This window comes from Marinobacter sp. OP 3.4 (assembly GCF_036224885.1).
Lineage (GTDB): Bacteria > Pseudomonadota > Gammaproteobacteria > Pseudomonadales > Oleiphilaceae > Marinobacter.
Genome location: NZ_JAVVLT010000054.1, coordinates 39,823 through 59,370 on the forward strand (window position 1 = coordinate 39,823; position 19,548 = coordinate 59,370).

Below are 19,548 nucleotides of genomic sequence, written 5' to 3' on the forward strand. Positions count from 1 at the left end.
CCGGGCGGTCACGGGTGGTTTACTTGTAGATGCGGTTGAGCTTCTTCATGCCGCCGATCCAGCGGTCATAGTTCTCCGCCTTGTTGCGGAAGTACTTCAGTACGTTCTCATGGGGCAGCACCAGGAAGGTTTCCTCCTCGATAGCCTTCAGGCAGGCATCGGCTACCGGCTCCGGCTCCAGCATACCGTCCATGCTGGCAACGCCTTCTTCGTGTCCCTTGGTCATGGCGGAGCGCACCGCCTGGGGGCAGAGTACGGAGACCTTGATGCCGTCGTCGGCGTAGGTGAAGGCCAGCCACTCGGCCAGGGCCACGGCGGCGTGCTTGGTGACGGAATAGGGCGCGGAGCCCACCTGGGACAGCAGTCCGGCGGCGGAGGCGGTGTTGAGGAAGTAGCCGTGGCCCCGTTCCTTCATGCGTGGCGCCAGGTGGCGGGCAGCGTAGACGTGGGCCATCACATTGATGTCCCAGATCTTCTGCCAGTCTTCATTGGCAGCTTCCGGGCCGCCCTTGACCATGATGCCGGCGTTGGAGCAGAACAGGTCGATGGGCCCATGTTCATTTTCCACGTCCTCGATCAGGGAGCGGATCTCGTCTTCGGAAGCCACATTGATCTGGCGGGCGACGCCGTTGATCTCGGCGGCGGTGGCTTCGGCGCCCTGCTGGTCCAGGTCGGCGCAGACCACGAGTTTGGCGCCGGCCTGGGCCAGGCGGATGGCGAGGGCCTTGCCAATGCCACCGGCGGCACCGGTGACGACGACGATACGGTTCTGGATATCCATGTGCTTCTCCTTGTTGTTGGCCCGATAGGTGTGTCTGGAAGGGACGGCGGATTTATCGGGGCAGGCGATTTTTCGTTATGGGAGAAAGATCCTAACACTTCAGGACGTGCAATGGTTACACACCTGTACCCATCGGACGATGGGTACAGGAACATGATGTGTGGGGGAGTGCGGGGGTTATCCGGCCAGGGCGACGTCGTCGTCCTTTGCCTCATCCGTATTCCGGGATACCGGAACCGCCGGTGCCGTGGGCCTGGCGGCGGCGTCGGCGTGGGCCATCTGCTGGTCGATGTGCATCATCAGGTCCCGGGCCGTGGCCACGTTCTTCAGGGCCACCGTGGCACTGCCTCGTCCGTGCACGGTGACGGTGCCGTAACCCAGCAGGTAACCCAGCCAGGACTGGTACAGTGACAGGCATTCGGCGTCCTTGAACTGGATCCGCGAGGTGTACCGGTGGAGCAGCCCGGTGCGGTGTTCGATGCCGTTCTTCGCCACATCCACCCGGGTGGTCAGCAGCCAGGCGATGCGACCGGCCATGACCACGGCGCCGAAGCCGATCACCAGCCACACGGCGATATCGATGACAATGGTCCACTCAAAGGGGGGCTGCCGGCTCATGACATGCTGGATCTTGGCGATGGTTTCGCCGGGGGTGACGCCGAAATGGTTGAGCAGGTACAGACCCAGGGCGAGGGGGATGAGGGGCGTCAGCAGGACGCTCCAGTGTCCGCGAATAGTCATTGGCTTCTTCCTTGAGGCTGAAGTCTTTCGTGTTATTGATGACACAGCGTAACGGGCCGGGGAGAGGGCCTCCCTGGCAACTCGCAACCTGATTATTCTATACCCAAACGTTCCTACATTAAATATTGGCAGGGTTGGGCTGCGTAACCAATCGTAACCGTCAGTCCGATCCGATGAACTGGACGATGGTGGATTCGAGCGGTGGCGGGCAAAAAAAAGCCGGACATCCAATGGAGTCCGGCAACAATCACTAAAACCATTCACAATGGCACAATGCATCTCGTGAGGTTTCATAGTGGCAGCTTCGTGTGACAGTAATGTGTCAGGGCCTGGGAAAATTGACCCATCTACGGGGGCCCGTTCTGATGGTCCCTGTTCTGTTGGTCAATGGTGACCGGTCTCCAGGGCCAGGGTATGGAACGCCCTGGTATAGAGTGGCTGTTCCTCCGTGTCCCGCGTCCCCAGGTGGATGTGCTTGTGGATACCCCGCCGGCCAAGCCTGACCGGGGCAATCGGCAGCTGTTCGGCATATTCCGCCACCAGCCACTGGGGCAGGGTGGCGACGCCCCGGTTGGCGGCCACCATCTGCAGCATCATTTCCGTGGCCTCCACCGTCTTGTGCTGGCGCGGGCTGCACTCGGCCGGCAGCAGGAACTGCTGGTAGATATCCAGCCGCTCGGTGTCCACCGGGTAGGTGTACAGCACCTGGTCCGATAGCTGCGCCGGTTCCACATGGCTGAGCCGAGACAGAGGATTGTTCCGGCTCACCACCAGTACCTGCTCGTAGGGAAACACCGCCTCGAAGCCGATGCCGGCCTTGCGGATCGGGTCCGGGGTGACCAGCATATCGATATCGTGATTGAATAGGGCCGCAACCCCGCCGAACTGGAATTCCTGCTTTACGTCCACATCCACCCCCGGCCACCGGCCCAGGAAGGGTTCCACCACCTTCAGCAGCCACTGGTAGCAGGGGTGGCACTCCATCCCGATGCGCAGGGTGCCCTTTTCCCCGGACGCATACTGCTCCAGTACTTCATCCATCCGTTCCAGTTGCGGCAGCACCCGCCGGGCCTCCCGCAACAGGTAGTGGCCGGCCTGGGTCAGTTGCAGGCGGCGACCGTCCCGGGTCCATAGGGGCGTGCCCACCTGGCGTTCCAGCTTCTTGATGGTGTGACTCAGGGCCGACTGGGTCAGGTGCAGGCTGTCCGCGGCGGCGGTGAGGGAGCCCTGGCGTTCGATCTCCCGGAGGATGCGCAGGTGGATGCGTTCAATCATTGGTTAATCCATGAATTTATGTCATTGATGGATGAAATCATACCATTATTCGTCATGGGTGTTTTTGGTTAGGCTGGCCACCAATCATTGGGAGGAACACGCATGGCACTGATACATAACCTTGGATTTCCGCGCATCGGCGCGAAACGTGAACTGAAATTCGCCCTTGAGGGCTACTGGAAAGGCCAGGCCCCGGCCCAGGACCTGCTGGATGTGGCCAGCCGGCTGCGGGCCACCAACTGGCGCCTACAGAAAAACCTGGACCTGCTGCCGGTGGGGGACTTCTCCCTCTATGACCAGGTGCTGGACATGAGCTTTACCCTCGGGCATATCCCCGAGCGGGTGGCGGCGCTGGATGGCGCCGGACTGGATAACTATTTCCGCGTGGCCCGTGGTCGCTCCGCCCAGGATTGTGGCTGCGGCGTGCATGCCGGCGAGATGACCAAGTGGTTCGACACCAACTACCACTACATCGTACCGGAGGTGACGGCGGATACCGACTTCACCCTGAACCCGGAGCGCCTGCTGGGGCAACTGGAAGAGGCCCGGGAGCAGGGCGTCAATGCCAAGCCGGTGATCATCGGCCCGGTGACCTACCTGTGGCTGAGCAAGGAGAAGGACGACTCCCATCGCCTGGACCTGCTGCCCAGACTGCTGCCGGTGTACAGCCAACTGCTGGAAAAGCTGGCGGATGCCGGCGCCGAGTGGGTACAGATCGACGAGCCGGTGCTGGTCACGGAACTGGACAGCGACTGGAAGCAGGCCCTGGATAGCGCCTACCACAGCCTCAAGGCCAACCGCCCCAAAATTCTGCTGGCCACCTATTTCGGTGCCCTGAAGGAAAACCTGCACCAGGCCTGCAACCTGCCGGTGGCGGGGCTGCACGTGGATGCGGTGCGTGGCCGGGAGGAAGTGACCCGGGTGGTGGACTGGCTGCCCACCCACAAGGTGCTGTCGGTGGGCGCCATCAATGGTCGCAATATCTGGAAGACGGACCTGAACGGGACCCTGGACTGGCTGGAGCCGATTGCGGAAAAGCTGGGAGACCGGCTGTGGATCGCGCCCTCCTGCTCGCTGCTGCATGTGCCGGTGGACCTGGACAGTGAAGTCAGCATGGACGGCGAGATCCGGGACTGGCTGGCCTTCGCCACCCAGAAGCTGGATGAACTGGTGGTGCTGGGCCGGGCCCTCAACCAGGGGCGCGAATCCGTGGCCGGGGCGCTGGCGGACAACCAGGCCTCCATGGACCGTCGCAATCGTTCCACCCGGGTCCACAACCCGGCGGTGAAGGACGCGGTCAGCCGGATCACGCCGGAACTGGGGCAGCGCCGCAGCCCCTACGCCGAACGGGCCCGCAAACAGTCCGAACATCTGAAGCTGCCCCTGTACCCGACCACCACCATCGGCTCCTTCCCCCAGACCCAGGACATCCGCCGGGATCGCCTGGCTTTCAAGAAGGGTGAGATTGACGCCGTTGAGTACGAGACCCGCATGAAGGCGGAGATCGAACGGGCGGTGCGTGAGCAGGAAGCCCTGGGCCTGGACGTGCTGGTCCACGGCGAGGCCGAGCGCAACGACATGGTGGAGTATTTCGGCGAACAGCTTGAGGGGTATGTGTTCAGCCGGTTTGGCTGGGTGCAGTCCTACGGCTCCCGCTGCGTGAAACCGCCGATCCTGTTTGGTGATATCAGCCGCCCGAAGGCCATGACCGTGGAGTGGATCCGGTACGCCCAGTCCCTCACCGACAAGCCCATGAAGGGCATGCTGACTGGCCCGGTGACCATCCTCAACTGGTCCTTTGTCCGTGATGACCAGCCCCGCAGCGAGAGCTGCCGGCAACTGGCCCTGGCGATACGCCAGGAGGTGCTGGACCTGGAAGCCGCCGGCGTGAACATCATCCAGATCGACGAAGCGGCCCTGCGGGAGGGCCTGCCGCTGAGGCGTTCGGAATGGGCAAACTACCTGGACTGGGCGGTGGGTGCCTTCCGCATTGCCGCCAACGGCGTGAAGGACGAAACCCAGATCCACACCCATATGTGTTACTCGGAATTCAATGACATCATCGAATCCATCGCCCGCATGGACGCTGACGTCATCACCATCGAAACATCCCGTTCCGATATGGAGCTGCTGGATGTGTTCGAGCGGTTCGAGTACCCCAACGAGATCGGTCCCGGGGTCTATGATATCCACTCACCGAATATCCCGGCGGAGGATCACATCATCACCCTGATGACCAGGGCCGCCGAGCGCATCCCCCGGGACCGGCTCTGGATCAACCCGGACTGCGGCCTGAAGACCCGCCAGTGGGAGGAAGTGGTGCCGGCCCTGACCAACGTGGTGTCAGCCGCCCGCAAACTGCGAGCGGCGGCCTACTGATCCATCCCGCATCCGCCGCTGGTGGTTCCGGCCACCAGCGGCTTTGCCTTTCTGCCCCGCACGGGTATCAGCCCGTTGCCCTGAATTCCTGATCTGCATGCCCGCCCTGCCGGAGCCCGGCGATCATCTATCCCATCATATCCACACGCCCGTGTGTGGACAGGTTCGCAGGTGCACCAAACTGGAAACCGACGCCTGAATCTGCCCCGGAATCATGCAAAAAGTGCCTGATGACCTAACCTGATGGCTCCCGATTGTGCAATGTGCACAGCTTTGTCTTGCGGCTGGCGATCTGCCAAGCCAGTCTGATGGGCTATGGCATAAACCTTGCGCGCTGCTGTGTACACGTTCATGACAGGAGATGGCAATGACCTCACAACCCTCACCCCGGGAGCAGGATTACCCCCTCAGCCCGGTGCCCCTGGACCAGCGCAAGAGCCTGTGGTCCATGGGCTTTGTGCTGCTTGGCTTCACCTTCTTTACCGCCACCATGTGGGCCGGCGGCAGCGTCGGTGTGGCGTTCGACTTTCCCACCATGCTGCTGGTACTCGGCGCCGGTAACCTGCTGCTGGGCATCTACGCGGCCATCCTTGGCTACATCGCCGCCCGCAGCGGTCTCAATACGGCGTTGATGAGTCGGTTCACCTTTGGCGAAATCGGCAGCAAGCTGTCGGATGTGATCCTCGGGTTTACCCAGATTGGCTGGTACGCCTGGGGTACGGCGACCATGGCGATCCTGCTGGTGAAACTGACCGGCCTGCCGGAGGGCTGGACCAAGCCGCTGATGGTGGTGTTCGGGTTCGGTTTCTGTGTCACCGCCTTTATCGGCTACCGTGGTCTGGAAGTACTTTCCCGCTTTGCCGTGCCTGCCATGATCATCTTGGTGGCGGTCAGCATGACCATTGCCGGGTCCGATGCGGGCGGCCTGGCCGGGCTGATGTCCATCAGTCCGAGTGAGGACATGACCGTGGCCGCTGCGATCACCCTGGTGTTCGGTACCTTCGTCAGCGGCGGCACCCAGGCCACCAACTGGACCCGGTTTGCCCGCTCCGGCAAGACCGCCGTCATTGCCACGCTGTTGGCGTTCTTCCTGGGCAATGGCCTGATGACCCTGATCGGTGCCTTCGGTGCGCTGGTGTACCAGCAGGCAGACATCGTCGACATCATGGTGGCCCAGGGCCTGGCCACGCTGGGCATCCTGATGCTGTTCCTGAACCTGTGGACCACCCAGGACAACACCGTCTACAACTTTGCCGTGGCCGGCTGCAACCTGTTGCGCACCCGCCGCCGCAAGCTGGTGACTGTTGGCGGCGCGGCCATCGGTACCGTGCTGGCGGTGCTGGGCATGTACGAGTGGCTGATTCCGTTCCTGGTGTTGCTGGGCACCTTTATTCCCCCCATTGGTGGCGTGATCATGGCCAGCTATTTCGTGGGCTACAAACGTGAGTACCCGGCACTGGATCAGGTCTCCCTGCCGGCCTTCAACGTGCCGGGCCTGGCGGCTTACGCCATCGGCTCGGCGGTGGCCTACACCTCGCCGTGGATTGCCCCCATCGTGGGCGTGGTGGTCGCCGCGGGCAGTTACGGGATCCTGCTGCTGGTGACCGACTCGGTCCGCGAGCGCCGCGCCCAGACATCCGGCGCCGCCTGAGCCATGCTCCGCTGCCGGGACATCCCGACACTGCCCGGTCTTGAGGCTATCCGGCTGCGGGGCGGGCAGGCCGGGGCGGAGAACGTCATTCGCTGGCCTTACGTGGCGGAGAACCGGTCTTTCCGTGACTGGGTGGACGGCGGCGAACTTGTCTTCGTTACCGGTATCAGCCGCCACCGCAGCCCCGAGAACCTGGCGGAATGTCTCTACGAGGGTAAACAGTGCGGCATCGCCGGCCTGGTGGTGCTGACCGGGGAGGCCTATATCGGTCAGTTCCCGGCGATACTGAGCCGGCTGGCGGACGAGCTGTCGATCCCTGTGTTCGAGCAGCCCTATTCGCTGCCCATGGTCCGGGTCACCGAAGCGGTCAGCCGGGCCATCGTCGCCCGGGAGCAACCGGCGTCAGCCGATACCCTGGCTGGTGCCATTGTCGACCGGATCGGCGGTGACCAGCTGGAACCGCTGCTGGACCGCTATCTGCCATCCATCGGCCAAGGCCTGCCCGAAGCCGGCGATCTGCTGGACGCCTGGCTCATCCACGGCGGTAACCAGCAGGCCATGGCCCAGGCCCTGGGCTGCCACCGCAATACCATACGCAACCGCATGCATGGGCTGACGGGCGGCCTGACCCATGCCGAATTCCGAACCTTACTGCTGGCCCATTTGCTGACAGGGCCGGACAGTGCCACACCATCCTGAACCGGAGAGGTTATGCAAGAACCCCTGAACACCATCGTGAATGCCCGTCTGCAGGGCCGCGACGGACTGCACCAGATTGCCATCGACGACGGTGTCTTTGGTGATATCACCCTCCAGTCTGCCCCGGTAGACGCCCCTGGCCGGACGCTGGATGCCCGGGGCAACCTGGTGGTGGCGCCGTTCGTGGAACCCCATATCCACCTGGACGCCGCCATGACCGCGGGCGAACCCCGCTGGAACCAGAGCGGCACCCTGTTCGAGGGCATTGAGTGCTGGGCCGAACGTAAGGCCATGCTCACCGAGGAAGACGTGATCAACCGCGCCGAGCAGACCCTGAAGCTTTTCGCCGACCACGGCATCCAGTACGTGCGCACCCACGTGGATGTCACCGATCCACAGTTGACCGCCCTCAAGGCCATGCTGACGGTGCGCGAGCGCATGACGGACCTGGTGGATCTGCAAATCGTTGCTTTCCCCCAGGAGGGCATCTGGTCCTTCCGCAACGGTCGGGAGTTGATGGAGGAGGCGGTCCGGTTGGGTGCCGATGTGGTGGGTGGCATCCCGCATTTCGAGCATACCCGGGACTATGGTGTGGAATCCGTCCGCTGGCTGGTGGAACTGGCCCATAAACACGACCGGCTGGTGGATGTACACTGCGATGAGATCGACGACCCCCAGTCCCGGTTCCTGGAGGTGCTGGCGGCGGAAGCGCTACGGCTGGATTACGGCTCCCGCGTCACCGCCAGTCACACCTGCGCCATGGGCTCCTACGATGACGCCTATTGCAGCCGGCTGTTCCGGCTATTGAAAAAGTCGGGGCTGAGATTCCTGTCCATGCCCACGGAAAGCCTGCACCTGCAGGGCCGGTTTGACACCTACCCGAAACGCCGGGGCATCACCCGGGTGCCGGAACTGCTGGATGCGGGCCTGAAAGTCGCCTTCGGGCAGGACTCGATCCGCGACCCCTGGTACCCGCTGGGCAACGGCAACCTGCTACGGACCCTGGATGTGGGGCTGCACGCCTGCCACATGCTGGGAATGGAGCGCATCGATCGCTGCCTGGAGATGATCACCGACAACGGCGCGGCGGCGCTGGACCTTTCCGAATACGGCATTGAAAGCGGCCTGCCTGCCAGGTGTGTGGTGTTGCAGGGCCAGTCGCCTTATGAGGTTCTGGTGGGGCAGCAGCCGGTGCGGGCATCGGTTCGGGATGGTCGGGTGTTGGTGCTGCGGGAGCAGTAGCCTGGCGGGAGAGGCCTGGGAGCCAGGCCCGACACGGTACTAGCTCTCTCCACCATTCTGTGGCCCCGTCGACTGGGCATGAACCCTTGCCCTATTGGTGGAGACATTCATCATGGTAAGACGTTTGTGAGCCAACGCCTCAAAGCCTTCAAGCTCATCTGGTGGCACCTGGGCAGCCGTGGGAATATCGGCGGTCATCGGGTCGACCGGACGACCGTCGATGCGGAACTCGAAATGCAGGTGCGGCCCCGTGGAGCGACCGGTGTTCCCGGACCGTGCGATCTCCTGGCCACGCTTGATCCGCTGCCCCTTGTTGACCAGTACCCGGCTCAGGTGCAGGTAGCGCGTGGACAGCGACCCATTGTGGCGGATATCGACGTACTTGCCGGCGTAGGGATGGTCGCCGACGCGGGTGACCACGCCGTCACCGGTGCCGAGGACCGAGGTGCCGACGGGGGTGGCCAGGTCGACTCCGTAGTGGGGCGATACCCGTCCCGTGATCGGGTGCAGGCGGTTACGGTCGAATGGGGAACTCACCCGGTAATGCCTGGCCGTGGGCCAGCGCCTGAAGGCCGGCAGGATGCTCTCGCCCCTGTCATCGTAGTAGTTGCCGTCGGTATAGAGGAAGGCATTGGTCTCGTGCCCTCCGGCTGACAGCGTGACCGCCTCGATGCGGTAACGTCCGGTTCTCTGGTCTCCGGTCATTTCATTGGCGATGAGCACCGAGAACGGATCGCCCTTCCGGATGTCCCGCCGGAAGTCGATCCTCTTCTTCAGCAACCGGCCAAGTTCGTCCACCTGTCGTTCGCTCAGCCCCGCCTCCATGCCGGCGTGATAGAAGCTCCGCTGAATGGTTCCCAACCGTACCTCATGGGACCAGTAGGTCTCGGCTTCGACCTGCCGGTGGGCAAACTCCCCGTCTGGCTGACGCTCAAAGACTACTTCGCGGGCGGGGTCCTGGTGCAGCGTCAGCTTCTCCAGGTCCTCGTTTTCGTCAAACTCGAACGTCAACGTTTTGCCGGGGTGTAGGGTTTCAAGCGACAGGAATTCCGCATCGGCCACCAGCAGCTTGTGCAGGTCACTGGCCGGTATTTCCCTGTCATCAAAGATGCCGCTCAGGGTATCGCCCTCCCGTATACGGTAGGTTTCGACGGGATCGGGCTCTGGCACTGCCACCAGGGGGATGGTTGGCGGCGATGCGTCGGGCGTTTCCGGCGTCTTGGCGGGAGTGGGGGCTGCAATCTCCGCCGGCTTGTCGAACAGGGCGGCTGCGTGCTCCGGCAATCCGGATACGCCAACCCCAAGGATCAGTGTGCTCAGTAGGAGAAGGATCTTCTGATGTGCTGAAAGAGAGTGTTTTTTTGCCATGCCATTAATGCTGTCGTGGTGTACTTGCCGCCCCGCTGGCGTTCCTTTTTCAGTTTCTCCTTCAGAGAAACCGGGCTGACCCGGTTTCTCATGTGGCACGGGGTTCCCATAGTGCGCCAGTTTGGTGCTGTTTTCCTGGCATGATACCGGCAACATAAATAAAGTCATTTTAAATCAAGGCAATGGAATTCCTGAACACTTGGCCAGTTTTTTGCTCGCCCATGAAGGTGTGATTCGTTCACCCAATAAAACGACGACAATCAAACCGTTCAGGAGATGTATCCATGAGCCTTAAACGCAGCCTGGCGCTTGCTGCCGCTATTACCCTGTCTGCCCCCGCCATGGCACAGGACCCCATGAAAGTGGGCTTTGTCTATGTGGGCCCCATTGGTGACCATGGCTGGAGCTACCAGCACGACCTTGGGCGTCTTGCCGTTGAGGAACACTTCGGCGACAGGGTGGACACCACCTACGTGGAGAATGTCAGCGAGGGCGCCGATGCCGAACGCACCATCCGTCGTCTGGCCCAGGCGGGTAACGACGTGATCTTCACCACCTCCTTCGGTTTCATGAACCCCACCGCGCGGGTGGCGGAGCAGTTCCCGGACGTGACCTTCCTGCACGCCACCGGCTACAAGCAGGCCGAGAACCTGGGTACCTATCTGTCCGTCACCTATGAGGGTCGTTACGTGACCGGTACTGCGGCGGGCCTGGTGACCGAAACCGATACCCTGGGCTATATCGCGTCCTTCCCGATTCCGGAAGTCATCCGTGACATCAACGCCGTCTACCTGGGCGCCAAGGAAGTGAACCCGGACATCGAACTCAAGGTGGTCTGGGCCAACACCTGGTTCGATCCAGCCAAGGAAGCCGACGCCGCCAACGCGCTGATGGACCAGGGTGCCGACGTGATTGTCCAGCACACCGACAGCCCGGCGCCGTTGCTGGCCGCCGAAAAGCGGGGTAACTGGGGTGTGGGTCAGGCCTCCGACATGCGCAAGTTCGGTGGCGACGCCCACCTCTTGTCCGTGGTCAATGACTGGGCACCGTACTACATCGAGACGATTCAGTCCGTTATGGATGGTACCTGGGAGTCGAAGGATTACTGGGGTGGTATTTCCGAGGATGTCATCCAGATTGTCGGCATCAGCGACCGTCTGACCGACGAGCAGCGTGCCAAAGTGGACGACGTAATCGCATCCATCGACAGTGGCGAATTTCATCCCTTCACCGGGCCGCTGAAAGACCAGAGCGGTGAGTTGCGCGTACCGGAAGGCGAGACCATGACCAGGGAAGAGCTGGCCAGCATGGACTGGTACGTGGAAGGCATGACCGCCAACCTGCCGGAGTAAGCTTCTCCGGTTTTGAGCGGCAAACCAAAAGCCGGCGGGTGCTATCACCTGCCGGCTTTTCTGTACTCAGGCGTCGGCCAGTAGTTTGGCAACGCTCTCCTGCACCTGGCGGGTCAGTTCGGTCTCATCCAGGTCGCCGATCCGGCCATCCTTCACAATCTGCCGTCCCTGCACAAAGCTGTCCCGCACAAACACCGGCTCACCACACATCAGCGGTGCCATCAGTGGCGAGTGCACGCCGGCAAATCGGGGCTGGTCGATGTCGTACAGCACCAGGTCCGCCGCCTTGCCCACCGCGAGGGTGCCGGTATCGCCAAGGCCCAGAAGATCCGCACCGCCCCGGCTGCCCCAGTCCAGCACCTGTTCCAGCGTCGTGGCGTCAGGGCCGTGCACCGCCCGGTGTATCAGCCAGGTGAGGTTGAGTTCCTGCAGCATGGAGCCGGACTCGGCGGAGGCGGAACCGTCCACCGCCAGGGAGACCGGCACCCCGGCTTTCTGCATATCGATGACGGGCGCGATACCGCTACCCAGCCGGCAGTTGGAGGTGGGGCAATGGGCAATGCCGGTACCGGTGGCGGCAAGACGCTCAATGGCGTGCGGATCGCTGTGCACCAGATGGGCGTACCAGACGTCCGGCCCCAGCCAGTCACAGGATTCCGCGTAGTCGATGGCGCTCAGGCCGTACTTCTCCCGGGCCTGGATCTCATCGAACGCCACCTCCAGCAGGTGCGAGTGCATCTTCAGGCCATGCTGCCGGGCCCATTGTGCCTGCGCTTTCAGGCCGTCCGGTGTGCTGGAGTGGATCAGGCTGGTGGGGGCCACCACCAGCTTCTTCATGGCGTTGGGGCCGTCCTGATGGTGCCTGCGACGGGTGGCATCCAGGCGGTCGATCACCTGTTCAATGGTTTCCGGCTCAATGCGGTGCTCGATCATGCCCTCATGGGAGCCGGTTTCCGTGGCACTGCCACGACACAGCACCAGTCGGATGCCCAGATCCTCCGCCGCCTGCCAGACGGCTTCTTCCAGTTCCGGGCTGGTAGTGGCGTGGTACAGGTAATGGTGGTCGGCGCAGGTGGTGGTGCCGGAACGGATCAGCTCGTACAGGCCCAGGCGGGCGGCGTGGTACATCAGTTCCGGGGTGACCTTGGGCCAGAACCGGTAGGGCACACTGCTGAGCCATTCGCCGAGGCCCTGGTTCAGCCCTGCGGGCACCCCCTTCATGATGGACTGGGCCAGGTGGTGATGGGTGTTCACCAGCCCCGGCCAGACGACGCAGCCGGAAGCATCGATAACGGTTTCCGCGTGCTCGGGTGTGGGCGTCAGGTCCCGGCCCAACTCGGTAATGCGACCATCGCGGATACGGATGTCCCGGGCGCCGGGGACCTCCTCGGAATGTATCGCGACGGCATTCTGGATCAGATAGTTCACTGGTTGCTCCTCTGCGAACGAAAGAGCAATGTCCCGAAGCCTCACCGTTCCGGCAGGCCTCTGACCGCTTCTACTCTCTGTGTATGGTACGACACTGGCTGTGTCTGGAATGACACTGGTAGATAGCGCAATGCAAGATCGTTTCCATTATCTGACCAACTGGTCAGATCAACGATTTGTTCGCCTGATAAGCCTCAACGTAGCACCTTCACGGTGCATCTGTGACAGATTGTGCACCGTCATGGTTCCGGAACAGGGTGGATGCATACCGGCACTGTGGCCAAGTGGCTGATTGTCAGAAGAGTTTTCCTCGGGAGTCGGTGGCATGGATGCTGCTTCCTACTCTTCTGCAGGGCATAGCCAGGTGGCTTACCTGCCCAGTCTGAGTAGAAGCAGTCAGGCGCCAGCCATCCGGTTGGTGTCGGGTCATTGCTCAGTCGTCGACCGGAGATGCCAGAACGGTTGGCGGCGACAGTGCTCCAGACCCACTGCCTTCCCGCCGTTACCTGCCTGTTCGCCTCCGGTGTCCACTGTTTACTGACGAGTTGCCCGGGAGGCACCGATGACCACTACTGCAGAGAAATACACCCTCAAGGAACTGAACCTGGAGACCACCTTTGGTGGCATGGGAAAGGAGATCGACCGGGACGTGCCCGTGATCGACCTGACCGACTTCGACCTGCGGCGGGAGGAGATCACCGACCAGCTCTGGGACGCCGCTACGGAAGTGGGGTTCTTCCAGCTCTCCAACCACGGCCTGGACCTGGCCCTGGTCAAACAGGCCTTTGGCCTGTCGGAAAAATTCTTCGCCCTGCCAGAAGCCGAAAAGCAGCGGTTCCCCCTGAAGAAGGGCCTGAACGCCGGCTGGGAGTTCAAGTCCCAGGTGCGCCCGTCCACCGGCACCGCGGATGACAAGGAGTCCTTCCAGATCACTCTGCCGCATATGGACGACCTCTGGCCGAACCAGACCCTGGTGCCGGAGTTCCACCGGGTGATGCTGGACTTCGAGCACCGGGCCTGGCAACTGGGCATGAAGGTGCTGTCCTGCTTCGCCGAGCGCCTGGGTTTTGAACGGGACTTCTTCACCCGCGCTCACGATCGCAGCCAGGAAGACTACCAGAGCACCCTGCGGCTGCTGCACTACCTGCCGCTGCCGGAGGATCACCAGCCCGACGAATCCATCTGGCGAGCCGGCGCCCACACTGACTTCGACTGCCTGACCATGGTGTTCCAGCAGGAAGGCCAGGGTGGCCTGCAGGTCAGCCCCGGCAAGGACGCGGAAGGCAAGGGCGATGACCGGGAGTGGTTCAGCGTGACCCCGAAGGAAGACCGTATCACCTGCAACATCGGCGATATGCTGATGCGCTGGAGCGACGACCGCCTCAAGTCCACCCTGCACCGGGTACGCATGCCCAAACCGGGCGACTACAACGGTCCCCGCTACAGCCTGGCCTTCTTCTGCCAGGCCAACAAGGAAGAGATCATCCAGGGCCCGGAGAAGAAGTACCCGCCCATCTCCGCCCGGGATTACCTGCTGCAGCGGATCCAGGCGAACTTTGATGCGGCTGAGAAGGCCGCGGCTGCCAGGGAGTAACCCATACTTCCCGGGGTTTCTGCCGGAAGCCCCGGGTTCCAGCGCAATCAGCCAGGGCCTCCCGGGCGTCTATTCACTGCATACATCCCATACGTGTCACGGGGTTGGACTGTCCGTCTTGCTGGCCCCGTCGCTTTCCATTAACTTGAGGCCGTCACGACCACAGAAAAATAACGTAGCGGATCAGGATTAACGCATTGGAAGCTCTTCTTATCGTTGTAGTTGCCGGCATCGTGTTACTGGTGCCCGTGGGCTCATTGCTGGGTTTTCTCGCCTTTCGTGCCAATGGTCGGCAGGCCAGGCGAGTGGCGGAACTTGATAAGGAATTGGCCCAGCTACGCCAGGAGCTTGCCCGCCTGAAAGAGGCGCCTCCAGGGGAAGACCCGGGAGAAGAGCCCTTCCTCGATCTGGATCTGGAACCGGCTCAGGAATCGGAACCGATGAGCCGACAGCCTGATCCGACGCCCCAGCCTGTCACCCCGTCCGAACCTGATGCCCCTTCCCGCGACGTCCCACCAACGGCGCCAGAACCCGTGCCAGTGACGTCCATGGAAAACCGCCTGCTGGCCGCCCTGAAAGAAAACTGGATGGTCTGGCTGGGGGCCCTCAGTGTCAGCCTGGCCGGCATCTTCATGGTGAGCCACTCCATCACCTCGGGATTGATCGGCCCCGTCCAGCAGTTCCTGCTGGCGCTGTTGGTGGGCCTGGCCCTGCACGCCGGCGCGGAGTTCCTGCGCCGTCGCCATATGGGATCCGACCAGATATTCGCGGCGCTTGCCGGCGGCGGCAGCGTGACCCTCTATGCCGCGCTGCTGGCAGGCGTTCACGTCTTCGATCTGCTCGGCCCGGCGACCGCCCTGGTCGCCCTGGCGGTGGTCTCGCTGATTACCATGGCGTTGGCCCTGGTGCACGGGCCGCTGCTGGCGGTGATGGGGCTCAGTGGTGCCTATGTGGTGCCGCTTCTGGTGGGTGGTGAGGGCGGTAGTGCCGCCTTCCTGCTGGGCTACAGCGTTGTGATTACCCTCAGTTCCCTGATGCTGATGCGCTACGTGTTCCGTCTCTGGCTGTGGTACGCCACGCTGGCTGGCGCACTGCTGTGGTGGCTGCTGGTGATGGTCTCGTTCGCCAGCGATCTGTCTGTCCCCGTGTATCTTTCAGCGCTGTTTGTACTGTTCTCGATGCTACCGGGAACGCCCCGGGTCCCGATTCATCAAAGTGCCGTCGCGTCGGCCCTGTTGTTGCTCGCCTGGGCGGTGTCGATCACGTTGCAGCCCCTGGGCGATCCCATGTTTGCCGGATGGCTGATACTGCTCCCCCTTGCGGTGTTGGCACCCATGAGCCGGGGTGTGCTCTGGTTCCTGCCCTGGGCGGCGGTGCTGGCCACGGTTGCCGGCTGGCTGGGATACGCAGGACGCGGCCACTCAATTGAGATACTGACACCCCTGGACACGGCTCATCACGGCGCCTTCCTGGCCTACCTGGGCATGGTGGCCGTGGCGACCGTCCTGCCGGCCGTCTGGCGGTGGCAGCAGCAGGTGGACCTCCGGCGTTGGGCATCGCTGGTGCTGTTGTCTCCCGTGGTATGGCTGGTGCTCGGGTGGCTGCTGACCAGCGGCGGAACGTCGTCGGTCCCCTGGGCGATCTTCACGTTGCTGGCCGGAGGGCTGTACGGTGGGCTGGCCTGGTTTATGGACCGGAACGAGCGGTATCGGGCCGGCCTGGTCTGGGCGTTGCTGGCGGCCCATGCCTGCTACTCCCTGGCGGTGGTCATGTGGTTGCAGGAGGCCTCGCTGACCCTGGCCCTGGCGGCGCAGTTCGTCAGCCTCGTGCTGCTCGCCAGACGTTACCAGGCCCCGGAGCTGTACCTGTTGCTGAAAGCCATACTGGCGGTTGTGGTGGCGCGCCTGACCTTCAACCCCTGGCTGGACAACTATGAGGCCAGCGTTCACTGGACGCTGCTGACCTATGGCGGCGTCGCCCTCAGCAGCGCCATCGCCACGTGGCTGACGTCCCGGGACAGCCGTATCCGGTTGTGGCTGGAGGGTGCGACCCTGCATTTCGTGGTGTTGTTCCTGGGCGCGGTCCTGCGTTACTGGCTGTACGACGGTCAGATCTTTATCGAGAGCTATGGGCTCCCCGAGGCGGCCATCAATACCGCCCTGTGGGGCAGCCTGAGCGTGGTGTACGTGATCCGGGCGCAGGCCAGTGTCTCCATGGCCTGGTTCCATCGGCTGCTGGCACGGATTCTATTGGTGCTGGCGGGACTGAGTTACCTGACGGTGATCACGGTGAACAATCCCTGGTGGCAGATGGACCTTGTTGGCGATACACCGGTCTTCAACCTGCTGTTGCTGGCCTATGGTGCGCCGGTGCTGCTGGCCCTGGCCCATGCCCGTTTCACCGACCTTGTGCCGAAGCGCTGGGCCCAGTGCGGGGCCGCCGCCGCGTTCCTGCTGTTCACGTCCCTGGAAATCCGGCAACTGTGGCAGGGCAGCGACATCGCCTACTGGTACGGTGCGTCCGAGGGCGAGCTGTATACCTACTCCATCGTGGGCATGGGCTACGCCATCGCCGCCATCCTCTGGTCGATCCGCCGCAACAGCGAGTGGCTCCATAAGGGCGGCATGGCCCTGCTCGGGGTGGTCATCGCCAAGATCTTCCTGGTGGACATGTCCGGCCTGCAGGGGCTGTGGCGGGTCGCCGCCTTTATGGGGCTGGGGCTCGCGTTGCTGGGACTGGCGTGGGTGTATCGGCGGACGCGTAAAAGCGATGAGCCTGCATCGGCGGGCGAATAGTCCGCCTCAAACACCATTCTCAATCGCCACACTCGACCGCATCACCGCCTTGTCCCGGCCCGGCGGCGCCCCGAACAGTTTGCGGTAGTCGCGGCTGAACTGGGAGGGGCTTTCGTAGCCCACATGGTAGCCAACGCTCGCCACCTCCTGCTCGCTTAACAACAGTCGCCTCGCTTCCTGCAGGCGCACCAGCTTCTGGAACTGCACCGGCGTTAACCGGGTGATGCTCTTGAAATGCCGGTGGAAAGAGGCCGGACTCATGCTCGCCATCGCCGCCAGCTCGGCCACCCGGAAGGGTTGCTGGTAGTTCGCCTGCATCCAGGCCGTTACCCGGCCAATGCGGGCGGTATCGCTGTCCTTCAGGCCGATCTGCTGCAGGGCCGGCCCCAGCGGCGAGCGCAGGACACGCCAGCAGATCTCCCGACGGACCAGGGGCTCCAGCACCTCACGATCATCCGGCTGGTCGAGTAGCTGGAGCAGGCGGGTGACAGGATCGTACAGCTCATCCGGCATTCCGGCCGTCACCATGGCCGGCTGTCTGGGGCCCCGGTACGCCATCTCTGGATGGGTCACCAGCAGCTCGGAAATCATGGCCGGATCAATCGCCAGGCTCAGGGCCAGATACGGCCTGTCGGGGGCGGCCTCCACAATGCGGGAGTTGACCGGCACATTCACGGACGCCAGCAGGCACTCGCCCTGGCGATAATGAAAAGCGGACTCCCCGACCGCCGTCACCTTGGCCCCCTGCAGCACAATGCAGAACGAGGTCTGGTACAGGGCCCGGATGGTGCCGCTGGGCTCCAGGGCCCGGGTCAGGCGAAGACCGTCGATGGCATTCTCCTGGCCATGGGTCAGCCATTGCTGCTCAACCAGATCACGGAGACGGTTCAGGGCAGGGTTGTCCGGTTGTATCGAAACGACGTTGGGCTGGGCGGTCATGGCGGTCTCCTGTTCTGATCGAATCATAGGCCTTCCATTGCGACAGGTCAGCATGCCCTCCAGCAGGTTGAGAGGATTGTGCAATTCCCTGAGAGTTTCCGCCAGCCGGATTGGCCATGGGTCACCTAGTATGAATACACGGTCCTGCTCCGGCAGGTTCTTTCCCGAACGAGGAGGTGATCGACCATGACGACAACGCCCAACCTACCCCAATCCGACCAGAACGCCCCCCTGCGCCTGCGTACGCTTGGCCACTCGGGGCTGTTTGTATCGGAACTGTGCCTGGGCACCATGACCTTTGGTGGCGGTGACGATATGTGGGGGCTGATCGGCCAGTTGCAGCAGGAACAGGCCGACGAGCTGATGAAGACCGCCCTGGAGGCGGGCATCAACTTTATCGATACCGCCAATGTGTACAGTGGTGGCGCCAGCGAACGCATTGTGGGCCAGGCCCTGAAGAACCTGGACGTTCGCCGCGAAGATGTCGTACTGGCCACCAAGGTGCTGGGCCCCATGGGCCAGGGTCCCAACGCCCGCGGGGCCTCCCGGGGCCATATCATGAGCGAATTGAAGGCCAGCCTGCAGCGCCTGCAAACCGACTACATCGACCTGTACCAGATCCATGGTTTCGATCCGGCCACGCCCATCGAGGAAACCCTGGAGGCACTGAACACCCTGGTTCAACACGGCCATGTCCGCTACGTCGGCTTGTCCAACTGGGCCGCCTGGCAGGTGATGAAAGCCGTGGGCATTACCCGGGCCCGTCACCTGTGCCCGATCCTCTCATTACAGGCTTACTACACCCTGGTGGGCCGGGACCTGGAGCGGGAGGTGATCCCCATGCTGGAATCCGAGAACATCGGCCTGATGGTCTGGAGCCCGCTGGCCGGTGGTTACCTGTCCGGCAAGTACGAGGGGCCGGACGTGTCGGAAGAGAACCGCCGCGCCAAGTTCGACTTCCCGCCGGTTGACCGGGAGCGGGGCAGTGCGGTGATCGCCACCATGCGGGAGATCGCCGCCGGCAAGCAGGTGGACGGCCAGCCGGTCAGCGTGGCGCAGATCGCCCTGGCCTGGCTGTTGCACCAGAACGCGGTCACCAGTGTGATTATCGGCGCCAAGCGGACGGACCAGCTGCAGGACAATATCCGGGCGGCCCAGGTCCGCTTCTCGGATGACGAACTGACGGCCTTGGACGAGGTCAGCCGCCTGCCGGCGGAGTATCCCGGCTGGATGCTGGAGCGGCAGGGGGCTTACCGGGCGCATATGAAGGGCTGATATGGGCGTGCCCCGGCGCTACAGTCAGC

General features: G+C 63.0%; 14 protein-coding genes. 8 read left to right on the plus strand and 6 right to left on the minus strand.

Translation table 11 applies throughout. From position 1 onward, the window contains the following. Nucleotides 1-19: 19 nt before the first annotated feature. The 3 genes from RO069_RS09935 to RO069_RS09945 form a co-directional block, all read right to left on the minus strand. Complete coding sequence (locus RO069_RS09935) at nt 20-781, minus strand: SDR family oxidoreductase (RefSeq protein WP_328187175.1); 762 nt, start codon at nt 779-781, stop codon at nt 20-22. Nucleotides 782-958: 177 nt separating this feature from the next. Further along, entirely contained in the window at nt 959-1,522 is a 564-nt protein-coding gene (locus RO069_RS09940; protein ID WP_328187176.1) for a PH domain-containing protein, read from the minus strand. 384 nt (nt 1,523-1,906) lie between these two features. Next, complete coding sequence (locus RO069_RS09945; RefSeq protein ID WP_328187178.1) at nt 1,907-2,797, minus strand: LysR family transcriptional regulator; 891 nt, start codon at nt 2,795-2,797, stop codon at nt 1,907-1,909. A gap of 102 nt (nt 2,798-2,899) precedes the next feature. On the opposite strand from RO069_RS09945, the gene metE reads away from it, so the two are divergent. The 4 genes from metE to codA all read left to right on the plus strand — a co-directional run bounded on the left by metE (nt 2,900) and on the right by codA (nt 8,768). Beyond that, nucleotides 2,900-5,176: a 5-methyltetrahydropteroyltriglutamate--homocysteine S-methyltransferase gene (gene metE / locus RO069_RS09950; RefSeq protein WP_328187179.1), complete on the plus strand. Its 2,277-nt coding sequence runs from the start codon at nt 2,900-2,902 to the stop codon at nt 5,174-5,176. A gap of 367 nt (nt 5,177-5,543) precedes the next feature. Then, complete coding sequence (gene codB / locus RO069_RS09955; RefSeq protein WP_328187180.1) at nt 5,544-6,827, plus strand: cytosine permease; 1,284 nt, start codon at nt 5,544-5,546, stop codon at nt 6,825-6,827. Nucleotides 6,828-6,830: 3 nt separating this feature from the next. Then, complete coding sequence (locus tag RO069_RS09960; RefSeq protein WP_328187181.1) at nt 6,831-7,526, plus strand: PucR family transcriptional regulator; 696 nt, start codon at nt 6,831-6,833, stop codon at nt 7,524-7,526. A gap of 12 nt (nt 7,527-7,538) precedes the next feature. After that, nucleotides 7,539-8,768 carry a cytosine deaminase gene (codA, locus tag RO069_RS09965; RefSeq protein ID WP_328187183.1) on the plus strand — a complete coding sequence of 410 codons (1,230 nt, stop codon included), beginning with the start codon at nt 7,539-7,541 and terminating at the stop codon, nt 8,766-8,768. Nucleotides 8,769-8,807: 39 nt separating this feature from the next. Here codA and RO069_RS09970 read toward each other — a convergent pair whose 3' ends face one another. After that, entirely contained in the window at nt 8,808-10,136 is a 1,329-nt protein-coding gene (locus tag RO069_RS09970; RefSeq protein ID WP_328187184.1) for a peptidoglycan DD-metalloendopeptidase family protein, read from the minus strand. Nucleotides 10,137-10,420: 284 nt separating this feature from the next. Here RO069_RS09970 and RO069_RS09975 point away from each other — a divergent pair, with 284 nt between their 5' ends. Further along, a complete protein-coding gene (locus RO069_RS09975) occupies nt 10,421-11,488 on the plus strand; it encodes a BMP family ABC transporter substrate-binding protein (protein WP_328187185.1) in 1,068 nt (355 codons plus the stop codon). 66 nt (nt 11,489-11,554) lie between these two features. Here the strand turns inward: RO069_RS09975 and RO069_RS09980 are convergent, their stop codons facing one another. Then, nucleotides 11,555-12,916: an amidohydrolase family protein gene (locus RO069_RS09980; RefSeq protein WP_328187186.1), complete on the minus strand. Its 1,362-nt coding sequence runs from the start codon at nt 12,914-12,916 to the stop codon at nt 11,555-11,557. Between the two features lie 562 nt (nt 12,917-13,478). Here RO069_RS09980 and RO069_RS09985 point away from each other — a divergent pair. Next, entirely contained in the window at nt 13,479-14,510 is a 1,032-nt protein-coding gene (locus RO069_RS09985) for an isopenicillin N synthase family dioxygenase (RefSeq protein ID WP_328187187.1), read from the plus strand. 197 nt (nt 14,511-14,707) lie between these two features. Then, complete coding sequence (locus RO069_RS09990) at nt 14,708-17,305, plus strand: DUF2339 domain-containing protein (RefSeq protein ID WP_328187189.1); 2,598 nt, start codon at nt 14,708-14,710, stop codon at nt 17,303-17,305. A 6-nt stretch (nt 17,306-17,311) separates the two neighbouring features. On the opposite strand, the gene RO069_RS09995 is transcribed toward RO069_RS09990, so the two are convergent. Continuing rightward, nucleotides 17,312-18,271, minus strand: a complete 960-nt coding sequence (locus RO069_RS09995) for an AraC family transcriptional regulator (protein WP_328187191.1) — start codon at nt 18,269-18,271, stop codon at nt 17,312-17,314. 159 nt (nt 18,272-18,430) lie between these two features. Here RO069_RS09995 and RO069_RS10000 point away from each other — a divergent pair, with 159 nt between their 5' ends. After that, nucleotides 18,431-19,519, plus strand: coding sequence for an aldo/keto reductase (locus RO069_RS10000; protein WP_328187192.1), 1,089 nt, complete (start codon nt 18,431-18,433; stop codon nt 19,517-19,519). The last annotated feature ends 29 nt before the right edge of the window (nt 19,520-19,548 follow it).